At 25.6% G+C, this 17842-nt stretch carries 19 protein-coding genes and 1 tRNA gene; 13 read left to right on the top strand and 7 right to left on the bottom strand.

Going from position 1 to position 17842, the window contains the following annotated elements; translation table 11 throughout:
• Window positions 1–70 precede the first annotated feature (70 nt).
• Window positions 71–670: a non-canonical purine NTP pyrophosphatase gene (locus tag KO488_RS14910; protein ID WP_216059603.1), complete on the top strand. Its 600-nt coding sequence runs from the start codon at window positions 71–73 to the stop codon at window positions 668–670.
• 91 nt (window positions 671–761) lie between these two features.
• Here KO488_RS14910 and KO488_RS14905 read toward each other — a convergent pair whose 3' ends face one another.
• The gene (locus KO488_RS14905; protein ID WP_216059602.1) at window positions 762–1148 is read right to left on the bottom strand and encodes a hypothetical protein; all 387 of its coding nucleotides are present in this window, start codon (window positions 1146–1148) and stop codon (window positions 762–764) included.
• A gap of 115 nt (window positions 1149–1263) precedes the next feature.
• Between KO488_RS14905 and KO488_RS14900 the strand changes: the two genes are divergently transcribed.
• From KO488_RS14900 to KO488_RS14890, 3 genes are read left to right on the top strand one after another with little or no spacing between them, the layout of a single operon-like run.
• Complete coding sequence (locus KO488_RS14900; protein ID WP_216059601.1) at window positions 1264–1620, top strand: DUF805 domain-containing protein; 357 nt, start codon at window positions 1264–1266, stop codon at window positions 1618–1620.
• A gap of 28 nt (window positions 1621–1648) precedes the next feature.
• A complete protein-coding gene (locus KO488_RS14895) occupies window positions 1649–4429 on the top strand; it encodes an RDD family protein (RefSeq protein WP_216059600.1) in 2781 nt (926 codons plus the stop codon).
• Window positions 4430–4481: 52 nt separating this feature from the next.
• On the top strand, window positions 4482–5072 hold the full coding sequence (locus tag KO488_RS14890) for a hypothetical protein (protein WP_216059599.1): 591 nt from the start codon (window positions 4482–4484) through the stop codon (window positions 5070–5072).
• A gap of 26 nt (window positions 5073–5098) precedes the next feature.
• Here the strand turns inward: KO488_RS14890 and KO488_RS14885 are convergent, their stop codons facing one another.
• From KO488_RS14885 to KO488_RS14870, 4 genes are read right to left on the bottom strand one after another with little or no spacing between them, the layout of a single operon-like run.
• Window positions 5099–5422, bottom strand: a complete 324-nt coding sequence (locus KO488_RS14885) for a hypothetical protein (RefSeq protein WP_216059598.1) — start codon at window positions 5420–5422, stop codon at window positions 5099–5101.
• The gene (locus tag KO488_RS14880; protein WP_216059597.1) at window positions 5419–5763 is read right to left on the bottom strand and encodes a hypothetical protein; all 345 of its coding nucleotides are present in this window, start codon (window positions 5761–5763) and stop codon (window positions 5419–5421) included. The genes KO488_RS14885 and KO488_RS14880 overlap by 4 nt, the downstream gene beginning before the upstream one ends.
• Window positions 5753–6040: a hypothetical protein gene (locus KO488_RS14875; protein WP_216059596.1), complete on the bottom strand. Its 288-nt coding sequence runs from the start codon at window positions 6038–6040 to the stop codon at window positions 5753–5755. Before KO488_RS14875 ends, KO488_RS14880 begins: the two co-directional genes overlap by 11 nt.
• Window positions 6027–6791, bottom strand: coding sequence for a pyrroline-5-carboxylate reductase (locus KO488_RS14870; protein WP_216059595.1), 765 nt, complete (start codon window positions 6789–6791; stop codon window positions 6027–6029). Before KO488_RS14870 ends, KO488_RS14875 begins: the two co-directional genes overlap by 14 nt.
• A gap of 94 nt (window positions 6792–6885) precedes the next feature.
• Here KO488_RS14870 and KO488_RS14865 point away from each other — a divergent pair, with 94 nt between their 5' ends.
• The 8 genes from KO488_RS14865 (at window position 6886) to KO488_RS14830 (ending at window position 14387) form a co-directional block, all read left to right on the top strand.
• The gene (locus tag KO488_RS14865; protein ID WP_216059594.1) at window positions 6886–7542 is read left to right on the top strand and encodes an outer membrane protein assembly factor BamD; all 657 of its coding nucleotides are present in this window, start codon (window positions 6886–6888) and stop codon (window positions 7540–7542) included.
• A 28-nt stretch (window positions 7543–7570) separates the two neighbouring features.
• Window positions 7571–9988: an endopeptidase La gene (gene lon / locus KO488_RS14860; RefSeq protein ID WP_216059593.1), complete on the top strand. Its 2418-nt coding sequence runs from the start codon at window positions 7571–7573 to the stop codon at window positions 9986–9988.
• An 8-nt stretch (window positions 9989–9996) separates the two neighbouring features.
• Window positions 9997–10605, top strand: coding sequence for a hypothetical protein (locus tag KO488_RS14855; protein WP_216059592.1), 609 nt, complete (start codon window positions 9997–9999; stop codon window positions 10603–10605).
• Window positions 10589–11128 (top strand): rhomboid family intramembrane serine protease, encoded by a 540-nt coding sequence (locus KO488_RS14850; RefSeq protein ID WP_216059591.1) that lies wholly within the window; start codon window positions 10589–10591, stop codon window positions 11126–11128. Before KO488_RS14855 ends, KO488_RS14850 begins: the two co-directional genes overlap by 17 nt.
• A 15-nt stretch (window positions 11129–11143) precedes the next feature.
• Entirely contained in the window at window positions 11144–12001 is an 858-nt protein-coding gene (locus KO488_RS14845; RefSeq protein ID WP_216059590.1) for a DUF808 domain-containing protein, read from the top strand.
• A 324-nt stretch (window positions 12002–12325) separates the two neighbouring features.
• The gene (locus tag KO488_RS14840) at window positions 12326–13618 is read left to right on the top strand and encodes a Y-family DNA polymerase (protein ID WP_216059589.1); all 1293 of its coding nucleotides are present in this window, start codon (window positions 12326–12328) and stop codon (window positions 13616–13618) included.
• A gap of 58 nt (window positions 13619–13676) precedes the next feature.
• Window positions 13677–13958, top strand: coding sequence for a hypothetical protein (locus KO488_RS14835; protein ID WP_216059588.1), 282 nt, complete (start codon window positions 13677–13679; stop codon window positions 13956–13958).
• Between the two features lie 9 nt (window positions 13959–13967).
• On the top strand, window positions 13968–14387 hold the full coding sequence (locus tag KO488_RS14830) for a hypothetical protein (RefSeq protein ID WP_216059587.1): 420 nt from the start codon (window positions 13968–13970) through the stop codon (window positions 14385–14387).
• An 18-nt stretch (window positions 14388–14405) separates the two neighbouring features.
• Here the strand turns inward: KO488_RS14830 and KO488_RS14825 are convergent, their stop codons facing one another.
• Window positions 14406–16349 (bottom strand): mechanosensitive ion channel family protein, encoded by a 1944-nt coding sequence (locus KO488_RS14825; RefSeq protein ID WP_216059586.1) that lies wholly within the window; start codon window positions 16347–16349, stop codon window positions 14406–14408.
• A gap of 95 nt (window positions 16350–16444) precedes the next feature.
• Window positions 16445–16529, bottom strand: a tRNA-Leu gene (locus tag KO488_RS14820).
• Window positions 16530–16696: 167 nt separating this feature from the next.
• Here KO488_RS14820 and KO488_RS14815 point away from each other — a divergent pair.
• Entirely contained in the window at window positions 16697–17827 is a 1131-nt protein-coding gene (locus KO488_RS14815) for a PAS domain-containing sensor histidine kinase (protein WP_216059585.1), read from the top strand.
• Window positions 17828–17842 lie beyond the last annotated feature (15 nt).

Here is a 17842-nt window from a genome sequence, read left to right as displayed (position 1 = left end):
ATCCTAAAGATAATATAATTTACCGTGATTATATATAATTAATGTTAATAATAGGTTGAAAAGGACAAAAGTGAAAATAGTTTTAGCTTCAGGAAACAAGGGAAAAATAAAAGAGTTTGAAAAATTGATGCCAAACGATGACGTTGTAGCATTTAAGGAAATATTAGGAAATATTGAAATTATTGAAGATCAAGATAGTTTTAAAGGAAATGCAATTAAAAAAGCACAAACTATTTATCAAAAGCTAGTAAGCGAAGGTCATAAAGATATTATTGTAATATCAGATGATTCAGGAATTACCGTACCAATATTAAATAATGAACCAGGTATTTATTCTGCAAGATATGCAGGTATTAATGCTAGTGATAAAGAAAATAATGCAAAACTAATTGATAATTTAAATAAAAAAAATATTGAAAAAACAAAAGCATATTATACTGCTTGTATTGCAATTGTTTATAAGGGCCAAGTTTACACGGTTCATGGTTGGATGCATGGAAATGTAATAAATAAAGAGCTAGGAGAAGGTGGCTTTGGTTATGATCCCATGTTCATAGCAAATGGATATGATAAAACATTGGGTGAATTAGGTTATGAATCTAAAAAAGATTTTTCTCATAGAACAAAAGCTTTATCTTTAGCTAAAAAAGCTCTTGAAGTTATTGTATAGTTAATAATTTCATATAATCATAGCCTACTATTTTGATTAGTACTATATTTTGTCAAATAGAGCTCTCTTAAAATAGAAAGCTCTATTATGACTAGTAATCAATTACATCTATTAATGTACAATTAAATTTATTATTAACATCACTAACTAACTTTTCAGATAATTTATTTATCTCATAAGCAAATTCTAATGATGATATTTCTTTTTTTAACATTTTCTCAGTTAAGGTATCAATGTTTTTATCATTTTCATTGTTAAAATAATCATATGCATTTCTAGCTCTTAACTTTATATTTTCACCTTCTTTTTCATCAGTACAGTAAAAAGTCATTTTTGATTCTAACTCTTTATTATCAAAAGTAAATTCTTTACCTTCTCCTAATCCCATTTTTACAATACTTGTACAGGATGTGAATAATACTATAATTGATAAAGATAGTAAAACTAAGCCTAAATTATTTCCTTGTTTTTTTTTCATTTCTTTCCTTATTTATTTTAAAAAAAGATTGTAATTAAATAATACTTTAAATATTATTTAATTATAATCTTTTTATACATTATTTAATAATAATGATAAAAATTTAGGAGAAAGAATGAATTGGTATTTTGAAGTACTAAAAAAATATACTGTTTTTAATGGTAGAGCAAGAAGGTCGGAGTTTTGGTACTTTATGTTATTCAGTACAATAGTATCTGTAATATGTGCAATTTTAGATTATATAATTGGAAGTGATATAGGTATGATTGGTTTGGTTTATTCTCTTGCTGTGTTACTTCCCACTTTAGCTGTGGGTGCAAGAAGATTACATGATATTAATAAAAGTGGTTGGTGGCAATTACTTATTTTAATACCTATTATTGGATTGATAATTTTAATTGTTTGGTATGCAAAAAATAGTATGAATGAAACTAATAAATATGGAGATAATCCAAAGGCTACATTCGCATAATATGCGAATGTAAATATAAATAGTATTTATGAAAGAGAATACTCAGTTTGCAAGTTTTTGGGATAGGTTATGTGCAAATATAATTGATACTATTCTTTTGATGCTACTTCAAATACCTTTATTTTTTATATATAACAAAAGCTATTTTGAACTTGAGGAATCTGATCCTTTTAAAATTATAGTTGCTTATGTATTACCAGTTATAATTGTTTTATTATTCTGGAATTACAAAAGTGCTACTCCTGGAAAAATGTTTTTAAAAATAAAAATAGTTGATGCTAGTACATTTGAAAAACCAAGCAAAAAACAATTTATCATACGATACTTAGGGTATATTGTTTCCTTAATTCCTATATTTTTAGGATATTTATGGATGTTATGGGATAAAAACAATCAAACATGGCATGACAAGATGTCAAATACAGTATTAATCAAGCCCAAAACATCAAAAAAGATTTCTTTATTTGGCTATTTTCTCCGAATTTTTGTTGGATTTATTATTGTGCTTTTTGTTGCTTTAGCAATAAGTTCATTATTTGCATATAATAATATGGTTAAGATGGAAGTGCATCCCTCAAGTTTAGTTGATATAGACATAAAAGAGGAATTGATTAGTAAAAAAATAATTAAAAATAAAAATGAGTTGTTATATTATAAATCAAATAGCTTTTTTGGTTATACTTCTTCTGGAATGGCAATTACAAGAGATTCTATCATTAACTTTGATACAGATGATAACAATGATATAAATATAGAAAAATATTCTTTTAAAGATATTAAATTTGAAATAGAGATAAGTAAGTATTTAAATACGATAAATAAACTTATCAAATTTTATGATAATGAAGATACTTATTTGTTTTTAGAATTTTTAGATTATTATGATGAAAATAAAAGAGATGCTTTTATATCTGATTTAATAAATATTTTAACAAAAGGTAAACTATTTTATCTTAATGATACTTCTTTAATAGATAAAATCAATGTACCTACAAACATAGATAAATATATTGAGCTAATAAAGAAAAACCAAGTAACACAAAATGATATCTATATAATAGACATGATTATACTTGCTTACAAAAAATATTCAAACAATAGAGAAACTTTCAAAAATTATGACACAGAAGTATATAAACTTTTTTCAAAAAGTCAATTAGAAAATATAGATAATTCATGGATAAATATCTCAAATCTTAAAGAGTTAGAAAGATATGACTTTAATCCATTCTTTAGTAAATTAGATGATTTAGATACTAATAGTAAAAATAGTATATGGAATTTATTATCAAAAAGATTATCACTTATTTATTTATATTGGATGGATAAAGAATTAGAAATTATTAAGAATAGTGATATAAATGTTCCTATAGTTAAACTTTATACTAAAGATGGAAAAATAATAGAGGATATAAATTCTTCTAGGGATTATCTAATTTCAAATATTTATAGAGAACTTGCAGAGTTTTGTGATGATGCTGAAAATATTTCTTGTTCAGCTTTAGATTATTATAAAAAAGCAGCTCAAAGTTCAGAATTAAATCCAAATGCATTATTTGATTATGCCTATGAATTAGATTTAGATGAAGAATCAATTACATTACTTGAAGATACTCTTTCTTTAATAAAAGTATCTGATAGATTATATGATAGAGGGACTGCTGCCTTATACAATAACTTAGGCTATGCTATATATAAAAATGAGATAATAGAAAAATATACTGATGCTCTTAAATATTTAAAAAAAGCACACGAACTTGAAAATTCGTATGTCTTTAGTTTAGCAACAATGGCAAGTATTTATAGAGAACGAAAATCTTATGAACAAGCTTATAACATATTAAAAAATGATGCATATAGTTTTTTTCAATCAAGTGATGATGAATTACAAGAAAAAGATAGCAATTACTGGATATTTGTTCGTAACTTAATTACAAGTTCCTATGAATTTAAAGATTATAATAGTACTAAATATATATGCGATAAATATGAACATATACAAGAAGAAAAATATGAATATTGTTCTGATTATTTAGAAAAGATAAGTAAGTTCAAAAACATAAAACCAAAATATTCATTTTGGGAACTTTACACACAACCTGAATTGTATGTTCCTAGAGAGACAAGTACGACAAAAGTATTAGAAGTAGGGTCAGTATTACCTTATGGTGAATCACTTAAGTTTAAGTCAACTTCTCAAACACAAAGTAATTTATTGGAAAAATTTACAGAACTTTACAAACCTTTTTCTGTACCTAATACTTTAAAAAAACTTATTGAAATAGAAGAAAAACTTGGTGCAGATAATTATGTAGTTTCTTTTTATCTCAATCCAGAAAATACAGAAGATTTCTTTTATTTAAACTTTTCAGAAGATGAAGAAATAAATAAAAAAGTATCACAACACTTTTTACCTTTGTCAAACTTAGATGGAACAGGTGGTAGTGCTGGGTTTTGGTTAAAAGATGGAAGGAATACAGATTTAGAGAATGCGCCAATTATTGCATTTGGTAGTGAAGGTGCTATTAATGTTGTTGCAAAAAATATTAAAGATTTTATTTATATTCTTAGCCTTGGTATAGAAGGTATGGATGGAGAATACTCTCAATATATAGCTGATGGTGAAGTAGCTTATCGGAGAGAATATTTTATGGAATATAGAAAATGGCTAAAAAATACAATGAATATAGAACCTGTAAAAGATTGGAAAAGGCAGGATACTCCAAAAAAAATAGTGGAGTTACAAAAAGAAGCAAATGATTTATATAAAATAGAACTTTATAGAATGCTTTCTAAGTATAAAAGATAGAAGAATTAAAACTTAAAATTAAATAGTTAAATTATTAAAAAAGGAAAATAATATGAAAAAAATATTAAGAATAGTATTTGTTTTATTTAGTGTGATATGTTTATCATCTTCTATATTTGCAAATGACAAAGAGATGAAATCTTTAGAGCTAAGTTTAGATAACTATTTTACTGCTCTAAAAAACAATGACGTTAAAGGAATGGTAGATTCCATTTATGAACCAGCATTTAAATTGACACCTAAGAAAGATTTAGTTGCAGCGATGGAGATTGCTTATGAAAGTAATAAAACACCAAAATTAATCAATGCAAAGAAAATAAAAATTTTGCCAATTGCAAAGTATGAAAAAGGTTTATTTACAAGAGCATATTATAAAATACTAATGAGAATGGATTCTCCTAGTAAAAAAGAAGAGGAAATCAAACAATTTGAATCAATCTTAAAAACAATGCTTGCAGATAAAAAACCTAAAATAACATATAATAAAGAAGAGAATGTATTTAATATTGATATGGAGTCTTTTATATTAGCTATAAATGAAAATAATATTGAATGGAAATTTTTAGCAGATAATTTTATTGATAATTTAGTCGCAGCAAAATTAATCCCGCTAGATATATTAGCGTCAATTAAAGAAAAATAATAAGTATATAAATAAGAGTTTTTCTCTTATTTATATACAAGCTCATGTATTGAAATATCAAACTCTTTGGCTTTTACGTATATATCTATCTTGTACTTTTTATCTTCTTCTTTGATAATAGAATATATATCAAAAAATTCATCTTCAATATTCACATGATTTATATCTTTTAAATCAATTGATATAAGGTATGACTTTAAAAACTCTTTATGATTTTTTGCTTGTAAATATAAATATTGATTTTGTAGATTTGTATTTATTAATGATTTTGTTTCTAAAATTGAAACTGCTAAATATGAAAAAATTGATATTAAAAATATTGTAATTAATAAAGAAAAGGACTTTTTCATATAAGAATATTCCATTTTTCTTTTATTCTATTATTAACTTTTATAGAAATTTCATAAAATGTTACTTTTTTTAATATAGTAAATTCATCTACATTTTGAAGTAATATATTTTTATCAAAATAAAGTACATTATTTTCATAGTTAAGCTTTTTATCCAAATCTTCGTTGTTTTTTTGTAAGAATATCTTTGTAGATAATAAATCAAGTTTTAGTATTTCAATATTTTGTATATCTTTATTGGTTTGAAATAGTTCTTTTGAAAAGTAAGCAGAATTGATTATTACTATTGCTGAGATTAAAATACTTAGAATTATTTCTAAAAGTGTAAAACTATTTTTCATACTTGAAAATCTTTATTTCATCATTTATAAAAATGTGTTTTTTTACTATTATTTCTTCTTTATTCGTATAGTTTTTTGTAATAGTAATTTTCTTTGAACTTGTAGAAAAAGAATCAAAGTTATTTGTAGTAAATTTATTTTCTAAGGTATTTAATATTTTAGAATTGTTTATAGCTTTTTCATCATAATAAGAGGAGTTTGAAAAACCACTTATTATGATTATAAGGATAGTAATGCTTAATAAAGTTTCAAAAAGTGTAAAACTATTTTTTACCAAGTTCAACAGCTTTGTCATATGCTGCATTGATTGCTTCAATCATCGCACTTCTTACTGCATGTTCTTCAAGTTTTGCATAACCAGCAGCTGTTGTTCCTCCTGGACTCATAACAGAATCTTTGATAAGAGCAGGGCTTGAATATTCTAAAAGTGAAGCAGTTCCTGAAAATAATCCTTGTACTAATTGCTTACTAAGGTTTCTTTCTAAGCCAGCATTTACCGCACCATCTGCTATTCCTTCTGCAACTAGTGCTAGAAAAGCAGGACCAGAGCCAGCAATTGCAGTTGCAATATCAAGTTGATTTTCTGTATTCACCCATAATGTTTTTCCAATTGAAGAACAAATATCAAGTGCAGTATTTTTTGCTTCATTATCACCTGTTAGTGTTGTCATTGAATTTTGTACTGAAGCCGCAATATTTGGCATTGTTCTTACATAATATTTAGATTTAATTTGTTTCTTTAACGATGATAGTTTTGTTCCTGCTAAAATTGATAGAAGTATATTTGCTTCTCCTGTAAGTCGTGCTGAGACACTTTCTAAGGCATAAGGTTTCACACAAAATATAATATTTTTACCTTGGATATTCTCTTGATCATCTAAAGTTTTAAATGTAATTTCTGGTATTTTTACTTGAATAGCTTTTAGTTTATTCTCATCTCTTCCAATTATTTCTACATCATGATTTTTAACTAATCCACGAGCTAAGGATTGAGCCATAATACCGTTACCAATTAAAGTAAGTTTCATAAAATCGCCTTTTAAATTATTTTTAATAATTATAGCAGATATTTCCTAAGCAAGTATTAGATAAAATATCATTTTTATAATAAAGGATATTTAGATGATTGATAACTCAAAAATTAAAAGTTTATTATTAGTAATTACTTCAATATTTGTTTTTACAGCATGCTCAAGTAAAAATGAAGTTGCAGAGTATAATAAGCCAGCACTTTATTGGTATAATAAAATGCTAACTCAGATTTCAAGAGGTGATTTAGATCAAGCAGATGATACTTATACATCATTAGAAAGTGAACATAGAAACTCACCATTAATCGCTACTTCATTACTTATTTTAGTTAATTCACATATTGATGAAGAAGAATACTCTTTAGCAAACTTTTATTTAGATGAATATATTAAAAGATTTGCACTTAGTAAAAATATTGATTATGCTAGATATTTAAAAATTAAAGCAAACTTTTTAGGTTTTACATATCAATTACGAGATCAAGAATTAATTGAAAATACAATTAAAGATGTAGCAGATTTTAAAGTGAAATACAGAAATTCACCTTATATGCCTTTAGTTGATACAATTAATGCTAGATTATATATGGCAAAAGCTTCACTAGACTTATCTATTGCTAAACTATATGAGAAAAAAGACAAAAAAGAAGCGGCAGCTTTTTATAATAAAAAAGTAAAAGAATCTTGGATTAATCCAAAAGAAATTGAAGCTGTAAATGTTCCATATTACAGATCACTATTTGAATAAATATAATAAATTTTAGGAGCCAGACTACATGGAATTAGAAAATTACGATAACTTTCCACAAGATATACCATTAATAATAGAAGATGAAATATTCTTATACCCATTTATGATTGCACCACTTTTTTTAAGTAATGAAGATAATATTAAAGCAGTTGAATATGCGATTGAAAATAACAGATTAGTTATAGTTGCTGTTTCTAAACAAGGTAGCGAAGATAAAAGGGAAAAAGACTCTTTTTATGATGTTGGTGTTGTTGGAAACATAATGAGAAAAGTATCATTACCTGATGGTAAAATAAAAGTACTTTTCCAAGGTTTAGCAAAAGGTAGTATTAAAGACTTTAGGGAAGAAAACTCTCTTTTTGCAAGTGTTGATATTTTAGAAAATAAAGAATTTAGTGAAGAAAATATTAAATCTATTATTTCAGTTTTAGTCGATCAAATCAAAAAACTTTCAAGACTTAATGCAAAGTTTCCAGCTGATTTAATTAAAACAATTGAAGAAAACGATGATGCCGTAAGAATTGCTGATTTAATCTCTTCTGTTTTAAAAGTAAAAAAAGATGAAGCGTATCTTTTATTTGCTCAAACTGATATTGAACAAAGACTATTAGCTATTATTGAAGTAGTAAAAAAAGAGATTGAATCATATAAAATTCAAAAAGAGATTACACAAAAAGTAAACTCTAAAATAGAAAAAACACATAAAGACTACTTCTTAAAAGAACAAATCAAAGCGATAAATAAAGAGCTTGGTACTGATAATAAAAAAGATGAAGAAATTAAGTCATATACAAAAAGACTTAAAAAAATCAAAAAACATATGCCAAAAGATGGATATAAAGAAGTTAAAAAACAAATAGAAAAACTTGGACGAATGCACCAAGATTCACCCGATGCTTCACTTTTACAAACTTATATTGAGCAAGTATTAGATATTCCATTTGGACAATTTGCAAATGAAGAGATTTCTGTTTCAAATGTTGAAGAACAATTAAATAAAGATCATTATTCATTATTTAAAGCAAAAGAGCGAATTTCAGAATTTTTTGCAGTAAAAGAATTACTTGAAAGAAGAAAAGTTGAGAACTTAAAAACAAGAGGAACAGTTTTATGTTTTGTTGGACCTCCAGGTGTTGGTAAAACTTCACTTGCAAACTCAATTTCAAAAGCACTTAAAAGACCACTTGTAAGAATTGCACTTGGTGGAATGGAAGATGTAAACGAATTAAGAGGTCATAGAAGAACTTATGTTGGAGCAATGCCAGGACGACTTGTAAAAGGTTTAATTGATGCAAAATCTATGAATCCAGTTATGGTTTTAGATGAAATTGACAAACTAGGTGCAAATCATAGAGGTGATCCAACAGCTGTTATGTTAGAAATTTTAGATCCTGAACAAAATAATGAATTTAGAGATTTATACTTAAATTTCCCAATTGATTTATCTCAAACTATTTTTGTTTCTACTGCAAATGATGCTAGAAAAATTCCTGCACCATTAAGAGATAGAATGGAGTTTATTGAAATTTCTTCTTATACTCCTAATGAAAAATATCATATTGCTAAAGATTATTTAATTCCTCAAGAGTTAGAAAAACATGGTCTTAAAAAATCTGAAATATCTTTAAGCAAAGCAACTATTGAATTAATTATTGCTAAATATACAAGAGAAGCAGGGGTAAGAAATTTACGTAGAGTATTTTCTAAATTATTTAGAAAAGCTGTTAAAAAGATATTAGATGATGATGCTTTAACAAAAGTAACAATTTCTATAAAGAATTTAAAGTCATACTTAGATAATCCTATTTTTGAAATAGATCCAGCTGATAAGAAAAACTCAATTGGTATTGCAAATGGTTTAGCATGGACTTCTGTTGGTGGAGATGTTTTAAAAAGTGAAGCTATTAAATTAAAAGGTAAGGGACTTTTATCTGTTACTGGTAACTTAGGCGACGTTATGAAAGAATCATCTAGAATTTCTTATTCAGTTGTAAAAGTTTTAATTGATAATGGAACTTTAAAAATTGATAATTCAATTATTCCAAAAACAGCAAAAGAACAAGAAGATAAAACTGAAGTAGATGCAAGTGAAGTTTATAAAAGATTTGATATTCACTTACATATTCCAGCAGGGGCAACGCCAAAAGATGGCCCAAGTGCAGGTATTACAATGGCTTTAACTATTGCATCTGTTTTATGTGAAAGAGAAATTAAATCAGATATTGCAATGACAGGTGAACTTACACTTTCTGGAAAAGTTTTACCTATTGGTGGATTAAAAGAGAAGTTAATTGCTGCGTTTAAAGCAAAAATGACAAAAGCTTTAATTCCTAGAAAGAACTATGAAAGAGATTTAGAAGATATCCCTGAAGAAGTTAAAAAAGCTATGGAAATTATTCCTGTTGATGTTATTGAAGATGTTTTAAAAGAGGCATTAGTTTAAGAAAATAAATGAAAAGAAATAGAAGACAAAGTGCAATAATAAACAATTTTTTTACTTTGGCTTCTATTATTATGATTACTATTACATTAGTAGTTTATATGAAATATATACAAGTAGAAAAACCTAATCCTGATTCTAAAGCTGTATATATGAAAAAAGAAAAAGTAACTCCTCTTGAATGTGAAGATGAAACTTCAAAATCAAAACTATTTAATCAAAAACTTTTAAATAAATCACTTGAAGCTTTAAATAAAGGTTATTATAAACTTGATGGTGGACATATAAAAGCTTTAAATTCTAAGTCTATTATAGAAGATTTTATTCCTGTTTTAGAAGCTGATGAGTATTTTGTAAAAGCTATAAAAGTTCCTGCAAAAAAAGATATTCAAAAATTTTTGACTATTAATTATGAGATTATTGAGAATGATAAAGAAAAAAAGATAAATTTAAAAAAAGAAAATAAGTTTAAAGCTGGAACAATAAGAACTTCTTTTAGAGCAAATTCTATAGAGATTTTTATATTTTCAAAAGATTTTAAATTTTATGATAAAAATGAAATACAATCTATAATTGATTGCACAATAAAGGTATATAAAAATCATGCTAAAAAATATTAGTAAAAAAGATTTCACAGCTACGAATATAATTATAATTATCACAATTTTAATGTATATTTTTCAAATAAATTTACAAAATGGTGGCTTATATTTAGGTCTTAATATGTATATGATAATTGCAGATTTTTGGTGGCAACCTCTTTCTTCTATGTTTGCTCATGGTGGATTAGGACACTTAGGTATGAATATGTTTGTACTGTATCAATTTGGTTCATTAATTGAGCGTGGACGTGGTGCAAAAGAGTTGATTTATGTATATTTTATTTGTGGTATTTTGACTTCTCTAGGCTCTTTTGCTTATGTTTATTATTTAGATCAAACTGTAAATATAGTAGGAGCTTCAGGTGCAATATCTGCACTTTTAGGATATGTAGCTTACTATGATAAAGCACAAAGAGGTGGGATTATTACTTGGGTCTTACTTATCTCTGTTGCACCACTACTTATTGGACTTCCAATTGCTTGGTATGCACACTTTATTGGTTTAGCCTTAGGCTTTGTTTACGCATTAATTAGAAAATAAAAGGAATAAAATTATATGGCATCGGGAATTTTTGCATTATTAGATGATCTTGCTATTTTAGCAGATGATATAGCACTTAGTACAAAAATAGCTACACAAAAAACAGCAGGTATTTTAGGTGATGATTTAGCAGTAAATGCTGAAAAGGCTACTGGTTTTAAACAAGATAGAGAATTAAAAGTTATTTGGGAAATTACAAAAGGTTCTTTAAAAAATAAAGCTATTATTTTGCCTATTTCTTTTATTTTAAGTGCAATTGCTCCTTGGACAATACCAATAATACTTGTATTTGGTGGTTTATACCTTCTTTATGAAGGTGCTGAAAAAATAGAAGAATACTTTCATAAAAAATCACATACAAAAGATGAAGAGGTATTAAAAAACTCTACAAATGAAGATGTTCTTAGTGTCGAAAAACAGAAGATTAAAGCAGCCGTAATTACTGATTTTATTCTATCTATTGAGATTGTAATACTTGCTTTAGGAACAGTTTTAGATCAGCCTTTAACAACTCAGATTATATCAACAACAATTGTTGCTTTGTTAGCTACATTTGGTGTATATGGAATAGTTGCTTTGATTGTAAGAATTGATAACTTAGGTTTTTACTTAATTAAAAAAGAGAAAGTGAGTTTAGGTAATTTTTTCATTGCCTTAATGCCAAAACTAATAAAAATCTTATCTATCGTTGGAACTATTGCTATGATTTTAGTAGGTGGTGGGATTTTATCTCATAATATCGAATATGTTCATCATTTGTTTATTTCAGCAATTCCTGTAATTTTAAATGAATTTATAATTGGTTTAGTAGTTGGATTTATTGTTTTATTTGTAATAAATATAGCTAAAAGTTTTAAGAAAAAAATAGCTTAGTAATATTTACATAAAATAAGTTACTATACTCATTACAACTAAAACGATTGCTAAAGATATAAAAATATCTCTTAGTGTTACTGTTGGGTTTAGTATCCCACAGTAAGGGCATTGTCTTTTTTTTGCTTCGATTTCTCTTTTACAATTTTTACACTTTACTATTTTTTATCCTTTTTAAATAAAGTTCAAAATAATATCTTTTAAGTGCTATATCCTGACTTAATAGAATTTAACAGCTTATTTTATTTTCATTGCAATATGTAATAAAAATACATCCTTTTAAAAATATTCAATATAATATTATTTATAAAATAGGAGACTGTATTGTTCATACATTTAGATTTAGATTGCTTTTTTGTTTCTGCTCATAGAACTATTGATTCAAGTTTACTTCATATTCCAGTTGCTGTTGGAGGAAGAAGTAATTTAAATATCTTTTCTAGTAAAAAAGAGATAAGAAAAATATCTTCAAATGAGGGTGCTTTTGTATCATCAATACTTACAAATGAAGGACAAAAAACCTTTAAAGAGTATTTTGTAGATGAAAATGGAAAAATAAGAGGGATTATAACTACATCTTCATATGAAGCAAGAGCTTATGGAGTTAAGACTGCAATGAGCGTAAACGAAGCTTTAACACTTTGTCCAGAGTTAAAAATGCTTCCACCAAATTATCCTTTATATCATGAGTTATCACAAAAACTAAAAGAGTTGTTAATAAAAGAAATACCTTTAGTTGAGCAGTTTTCAATAGATGAATTTTTTGGTGACTTAAGTGGATATATTGAAGAAGATGAGGTTGTAGAGTTTGCTTATAATATTAAAAATAAGATACAAGAAGAGTTAGGACTTCCAATTTCAATTGGTATTGCAAATACTAAATATCTTTCAAAACTAATAACAGAATATGCAAAACCTGATGGTGTTAAATATGTAAATAAAGATAATATTGGAAATTTTATAAGAAATATTCCAATCTCTGAATTTCCTGGTATTGGTAAAGCTTTTCAAGAAAGGCTTAAAGGCTATGGGGTTAAAACACTTGGAGATATAAAAAATAAAAGAGAACTTTTTTATTCTTGGAAAAAACCAGGAATTGATTTATATAACCGTGTTTGTGGAATTAGAGATAATAAGCTTACAACTTTTAGAGAAAAAAAGTCTATTGGAATTGGACGAACTTTTGATTGTATTTATGATAGAAATGAATTAAGAAGGAGAGTTGCAATTCTTTCTCGTTATCTTTGCTTTTTAGTAAAGAAATCAAAAGTAAATCCTTTAACTTATGCACTAAAAATTAAATATGAATCAAATCAAAAATCAAAAAACTATATAAATGTAAATACAATTTTTAATGAATTAGACTTTAAAAATCATATGATGGAACTTTTTTCAAATAATGATACTCATCCAAGTCATGGAGTTGTACAATTAAGTATTACTGTCTCAAATTTTGCAAGAGCAAATGAGTTTACTTATAACCTTTTTGAGTATGAACAAGATAGTAAAAAAAGTAAATTAACCAATCAAATGCAAAAACTAAGAGATAAATATGGTATTGATATTATTAAAACGGCTTTTGAAATTAAAGATGAAAAAAATGATAAAAAAAGCTAGTGAAATTTTTTGTTAATTGTTAAATGATATAATGATAAAAAAATTAATGGGAAAGTTAATGAGTTTAAAACAAATTATTAAAGAAAATGCCAATAAAGCATTTGATTATCCAAAATTAAAAAGTAATAAACTAAAAGATGCAGTAAAATCTAAAATAAGAGAAAAAGCAGTTCTTGCAACAAAAGCTAGACTTGCTGAAAATCATAAAACATTTAATGATTATCTTGATGAGCAACTTGAGGTTATTATTGCAGATGAAGAAAGAAAAATAATAGACGATTTAAAGACAAAATCTTTGGTAGTTGCACTTGCTGCTTTAGGTTTAAACTTTTTTGTATAAAGATAAAACATGTTTAAACAAGTAAAATCTGCACTTTTTTGGTATTATTTAATCAAGTTTAGAAGAAGAATAGTTTTAATAGTTTTACTTCTTATTATTGCATTATTTGCAAATGCAATATATTCTGATGTTGTTGAGTATTTGACCTTAAAGAAGAAACTTGAATTTCTTGAAATTGTATTATTAGCTAAATGGTTTATAATTATATTTAATATTGTTTTTTCAATTTATTTACTTTTAACAATGTTTAAAAAAGAAGAGGAAAAAGAAGTTTCAGGAAAAAAAGAAAAGAAAAAAGAGAAGAATAAAATATTTAAAGAAACTCCTAAAAAAGAAGAACCTTCAAGAGAAAAATTTACTGATAGAGAAAAACAGTTTTTATATAAAAAGAAACTAAAGAATGAAGCAGATATGTTAGTAGATAAATAGAAAAATCTTCTATTTATCTTAACTCATAGAGGATAATTTTTCTGATATTAAATCTATTTCCTCTTCTTCTTTTTTTAATACAATAGTTTGTGTAGGATAAGCAAAATCACAATTGTTTCTTTTAACTAAAGCTTCAAGTTTAATCAAAACATCTTCTTTTGTAATTAGCCATTCTTCCCAATCTGGACTTCTTGAGAAGCAGTATATTAAAATATCAATAGAAGAGGCTCCATAGGCATCAATATAAACCAATAAAGTCTTTTTAATACCAATTAAGTCTTCTTGTTTAATAGCTTCAAATATTCTTGTTTGACCTGATTTAGTATTTGCCGAAGATGCAATCCCGGGATGATTTTCAAGCATATTTAAAATATCTTTTTTTAATTGAACAATATCTTCCATTTTACTATCATAAGTAATACCTAGATTCATTTTTATTCTTCTACCAATTCTTCTTTTAGACCAATTTGTAATAGGCGTGTTTGCAAGTTCTGTATTTGGTACAGTAATCATTGCATTATCAAAGGTTCTAATTCTTGTAGTTCTCATTCTAATATCTACTACAGTACCTTCAACATCATTTGTCTTAATCCAATCGCCTTGCGAAAAAGAGTTATCTGTCATGATATTTAAAGAACCAAAAAAGTTTGCAAGAGTATCTTTTGATGCTAAAGCAATAGCAATACCACCAACCCCAAGTGAAGCAGCAATTGCTTTTATATCAATTCCTAATTGAGTAAATAAAAATAGAATAACTAATAAAATTAAAATAATTTTTATAATTCTAAGAATAAATACAATCATTTCTTTTCTAACATTAGGATATTTTTCTAATAAATTATGTGCATAAATACTTATACTATTATTTAAAATAGCATATAGTCCCCAGGTTAATAATGCGATATATGTAGTATTTATCCATGGCATAATTTTATCAATTAATTCAGGATCATCTACAAGGATAAATACAGATATTTGTATACCTAATAAATATAAACCAAGTTTTAAAGGAGTGTCAATTGACATTCTTAAATATTGTCTTATTGTTTCACTATCAGAGTGCTCACTACTTACAAAAAACTTTGCTATTAAATTAGCAACAATACTAATAATTCTTAAATTTAAAAGTCTTAATAAGCCCATTATAAAAAGCACAACAACAATTTCACCTATTGAAAACTTTAAATGATAAGATGTAAGACCTGAGATAAAAGAAATTCCATAAATAGAGTCGATTTTATTTACTAGATATTGTAAATTAAATTCATCAATAAAAAAGTTTGTTTTTCTAAAACTTGACATGTTGTCAATTAAATACTCTAATATAAAAATTTGGATGTGAGTTTGATTATATAATTCAATATAGTTGTCAGTAAAAGCATTTGAGATATAATTTTTGTTTTTTAACTCTTCTTCATAAAGTTTTGTATTTTCATCAATTATATTTTCTGATATTTTTAAATCTTTAAGACTATTTTTTATAAGATTTTCAAAATATTTTCTATCTTTATACTCTTGTTTTGCTAATATAATATTTTTTAGTGTCTGCTCATAATTATATTCTTGTTTTAAATATTGTCTTTTTAATTGATCTCGTTTTACAGCGAGTATATTTTTTTCAATTTTATTTATATTAATTTTATTTGTAAGAAGACTTATCTCTTTTTTGTAAGCAGGTATATCTATTGTAGAGTTTAAATATTTTTCACTATTTATATTTTTAATTACTTCTTCTAGAAGTTTATTTTGTTCCTCTATTTGTTTTTCTATTGGACTTTTTTCAACTGCTTCTACAGCTCTTTCTTCAGGAAGATCCAAGTTCTCAGTTATTTGTGTATTTTGTACTTGCTCTGTAGGTTCAGATTTTATTAGTTGTACAGGTTCTTTTTCAATATTTTCAGAGTATAAAAAAATTGGAAGTATAAGTATAAATAAAATTTTAGATAATATATTTAAATGCATTGTTACTCCATAGGATAATTGTTAAATTTAAATATCATTATACGATGAGTAGGCTTACTTTTGAGTAATAAACTTTTAAAGAGAAATAAATAATTTGGTGCAGATAGGGGGATTTGAACCCCCACAGCTCGCGCCATACACCCCTCAAGCGTACGTGTCTACCAATTCCACCATATCTGCACAAAATAAATAAAAATATTAATCAAACCATATGTTTAGTGATTTATGATTTATGATTTATGTATTTTAAGATTTGGATTTTACAACTTATCTGCATAAATAATGCTTAAGATAAATAAAGATTTAATTAAAATAATAATATTATTGTATGAAAGGGCAGGTGCAATATGTACAATTCAGATGAAAATAAATTTGTTGAATTACTTGGAAAAATACCTAATGTAGCTGTTCAAGGTTATGATAAAGATAGAAATGTAATTTATTGGAATAAAGCTAGTGAAGATATGTATAAATATACAAAAGATGAAGCTTTTGGAAAAAAGATTGAAGATTTAATTATTCCTGACCTAATTAAAAAAGATGTTATTAATGCACATTATAACTGGTGTAAAAATGGCGTTCCTATTCCTTCTGGAGAAATAACTTTAATAAATAAAGCTGGAGCTAATGTTTATGTTTATTCTTCTCATGTTATGTTAAGTGAAGATAGTGAATATCCTGAGATGTTTTGTATTGATGTTAATTTGACAAAAGAAAAAGAAAAAGAAATAGAGTTAAAGAAAAAAGATAAAATATTAACACAACAATCAAAGATGGCAGCAATGGGTGAAATGTTAGATAATATTGCACATCAATGGAGACAACCTTTATCCATGATTTCAAGTGTTGCAAGTGGAGTTAAACTTAAAAAGGATTTTGGTGAATTAACAAATGAATATATAGATGATTCAGTAGATTCAATCGTTGATACAACAAAATATTTATCACAAACAATAGATGATTTTAGAGATTTTATAAAAGGAACTCATAATAAAAAAGTTTTTAATCTTTTTGATAATTTATCATATTCTCTAAGGCTTCTAGATGGTTTTATTAAGAAAAATGAGATAAAGGTAATTGTTTCTACATCATTAGATACAGTTAATATTTTAGGCTATCCTAATGAACTAGTTCAAGTTATTATTAATATTGTAAGTAATTCAAAAGATGCTTTTGAAGAGCATAAAATTAAAGATAAATATATTTTTTGCAATATTGATAAAGAAGAAGATTCCATTTTTTTAAAAATAAAAGATAATGGAAAAGGTATTGATGAAAATATTATAGAAAAAGTTTTCGATGCAAACTTTACAACAAAAAAGGGAAGTAAAGGTACGGGTATTGGTTTATATATGTCTCAAAAACTTGTTACTGAAAGTATGAATGGAAAAATAAAAGTTTCAAATGTTTCTTATGAATATAAAGGAAATGATTTTAAAGGATCTTTGTTTGAAATAATTTTACCTATTGATAAATAATTAAGAGGTATACTC

The organism is Poseidonibacter lekithochrous, assembly GCF_018861145.1.
In the GTDB taxonomy this organism is placed as follows: domain Bacteria; phylum Campylobacterota; class Campylobacteria; order Campylobacterales; family Arcobacteraceae; genus Poseidonibacter; species Poseidonibacter lekithochrous_A.
The sequence above is the reverse complement of the archived record's forward strand: the minus strand, read 5'-3'. Positions and strand labels throughout refer to the sequence as shown.

Coding starts and splice junctions, on each gene's coding strand:
- KO488_RS14905 (WP_216059602.1), bottom strand. CDS start 1,148: ATGAAAAAAAAACAAGGAAATAATTTAGGCTTAGTTTTACTATCTTTA.
- KO488_RS14900 (WP_216059601.1), top strand. CDS start 1,264: ATGAATTGGTATTTTGAAGTACTAAAAAAATATACTGTTTTTAATGGT.
- KO488_RS14895 (WP_216059600.1), top strand. CDS start 1,649: ATGAAAGAGAATACTCAGTTTGCAAGTTTTTGGGATAGGTTATGTGCA.
- KO488_RS14890 (WP_216059599.1), top strand. CDS start 4,482: ATGAAAAAAATATTAAGAATAGTATTTGTTTTATTTAGTGTGATATGT.
- KO488_RS14885 (WP_216059598.1), bottom strand. CDS start 5,422: ATGAAAAAGTCCTTTTCTTTATTAATTACAATATTTTTAATATCAATT.
- KO488_RS14880 (WP_216059597.1), bottom strand. CDS start 5,763: ATGAAAAATAGTTTTACACTTTTAGAAATAATTCTAAGTATTTTAATC.
- KO488_RS14870 (WP_216059595.1), bottom strand. CDS start 6,791: ATGAAACTTACTTTAATTGGTAACGGTATTATGGCTCAATCCTTAGCT.
- KO488_RS14865 (WP_216059594.1), top strand. CDS start 6,886: ATGATTGATAACTCAAAAATTAAAAGTTTATTATTAGTAATTACTTCA.
- lon (WP_216059593.1), top strand. CDS start 7,571: ATGGAATTAGAAAATTACGATAACTTTCCACAAGATATACCATTAATA.
- KO488_RS14855 (WP_216059592.1), top strand. CDS start 9,997: ATGAAAAGAAATAGAAGACAAAGTGCAATAATAAACAATTTTTTTACT.
- KO488_RS14850 (WP_216059591.1), top strand. CDS start 10,589: ATGCTAAAAAATATTAGTAAAAAAGATTTCACAGCTACGAATATAATT.
- KO488_RS14845 (WP_216059590.1), top strand. CDS start 11,144: ATGGCATCGGGAATTTTTGCATTATTAGATGATCTTGCTATTTTAGCA.
- KO488_RS14835 (WP_216059588.1), top strand. CDS start 13,677: ATGAGTTTAAAACAAATTATTAAAGAAAATGCCAATAAAGCATTTGAT.
- KO488_RS14830 (WP_216059587.1), top strand. CDS start 13,968: ATGTTTAAACAAGTAAAATCTGCACTTTTTTGGTATTATTTAATCAAG.
- KO488_RS14825 (WP_216059586.1), bottom strand. CDS start 16,349: ATGCATTTAAATATATTATCTAAAATTTTATTTATACTTATACTTCCA.
- KO488_RS14815 (WP_216059585.1), top strand. CDS start 16,697: ATGTACAATTCAGATGAAAATAAATTTGTTGAATTACTTGGAAAAATA.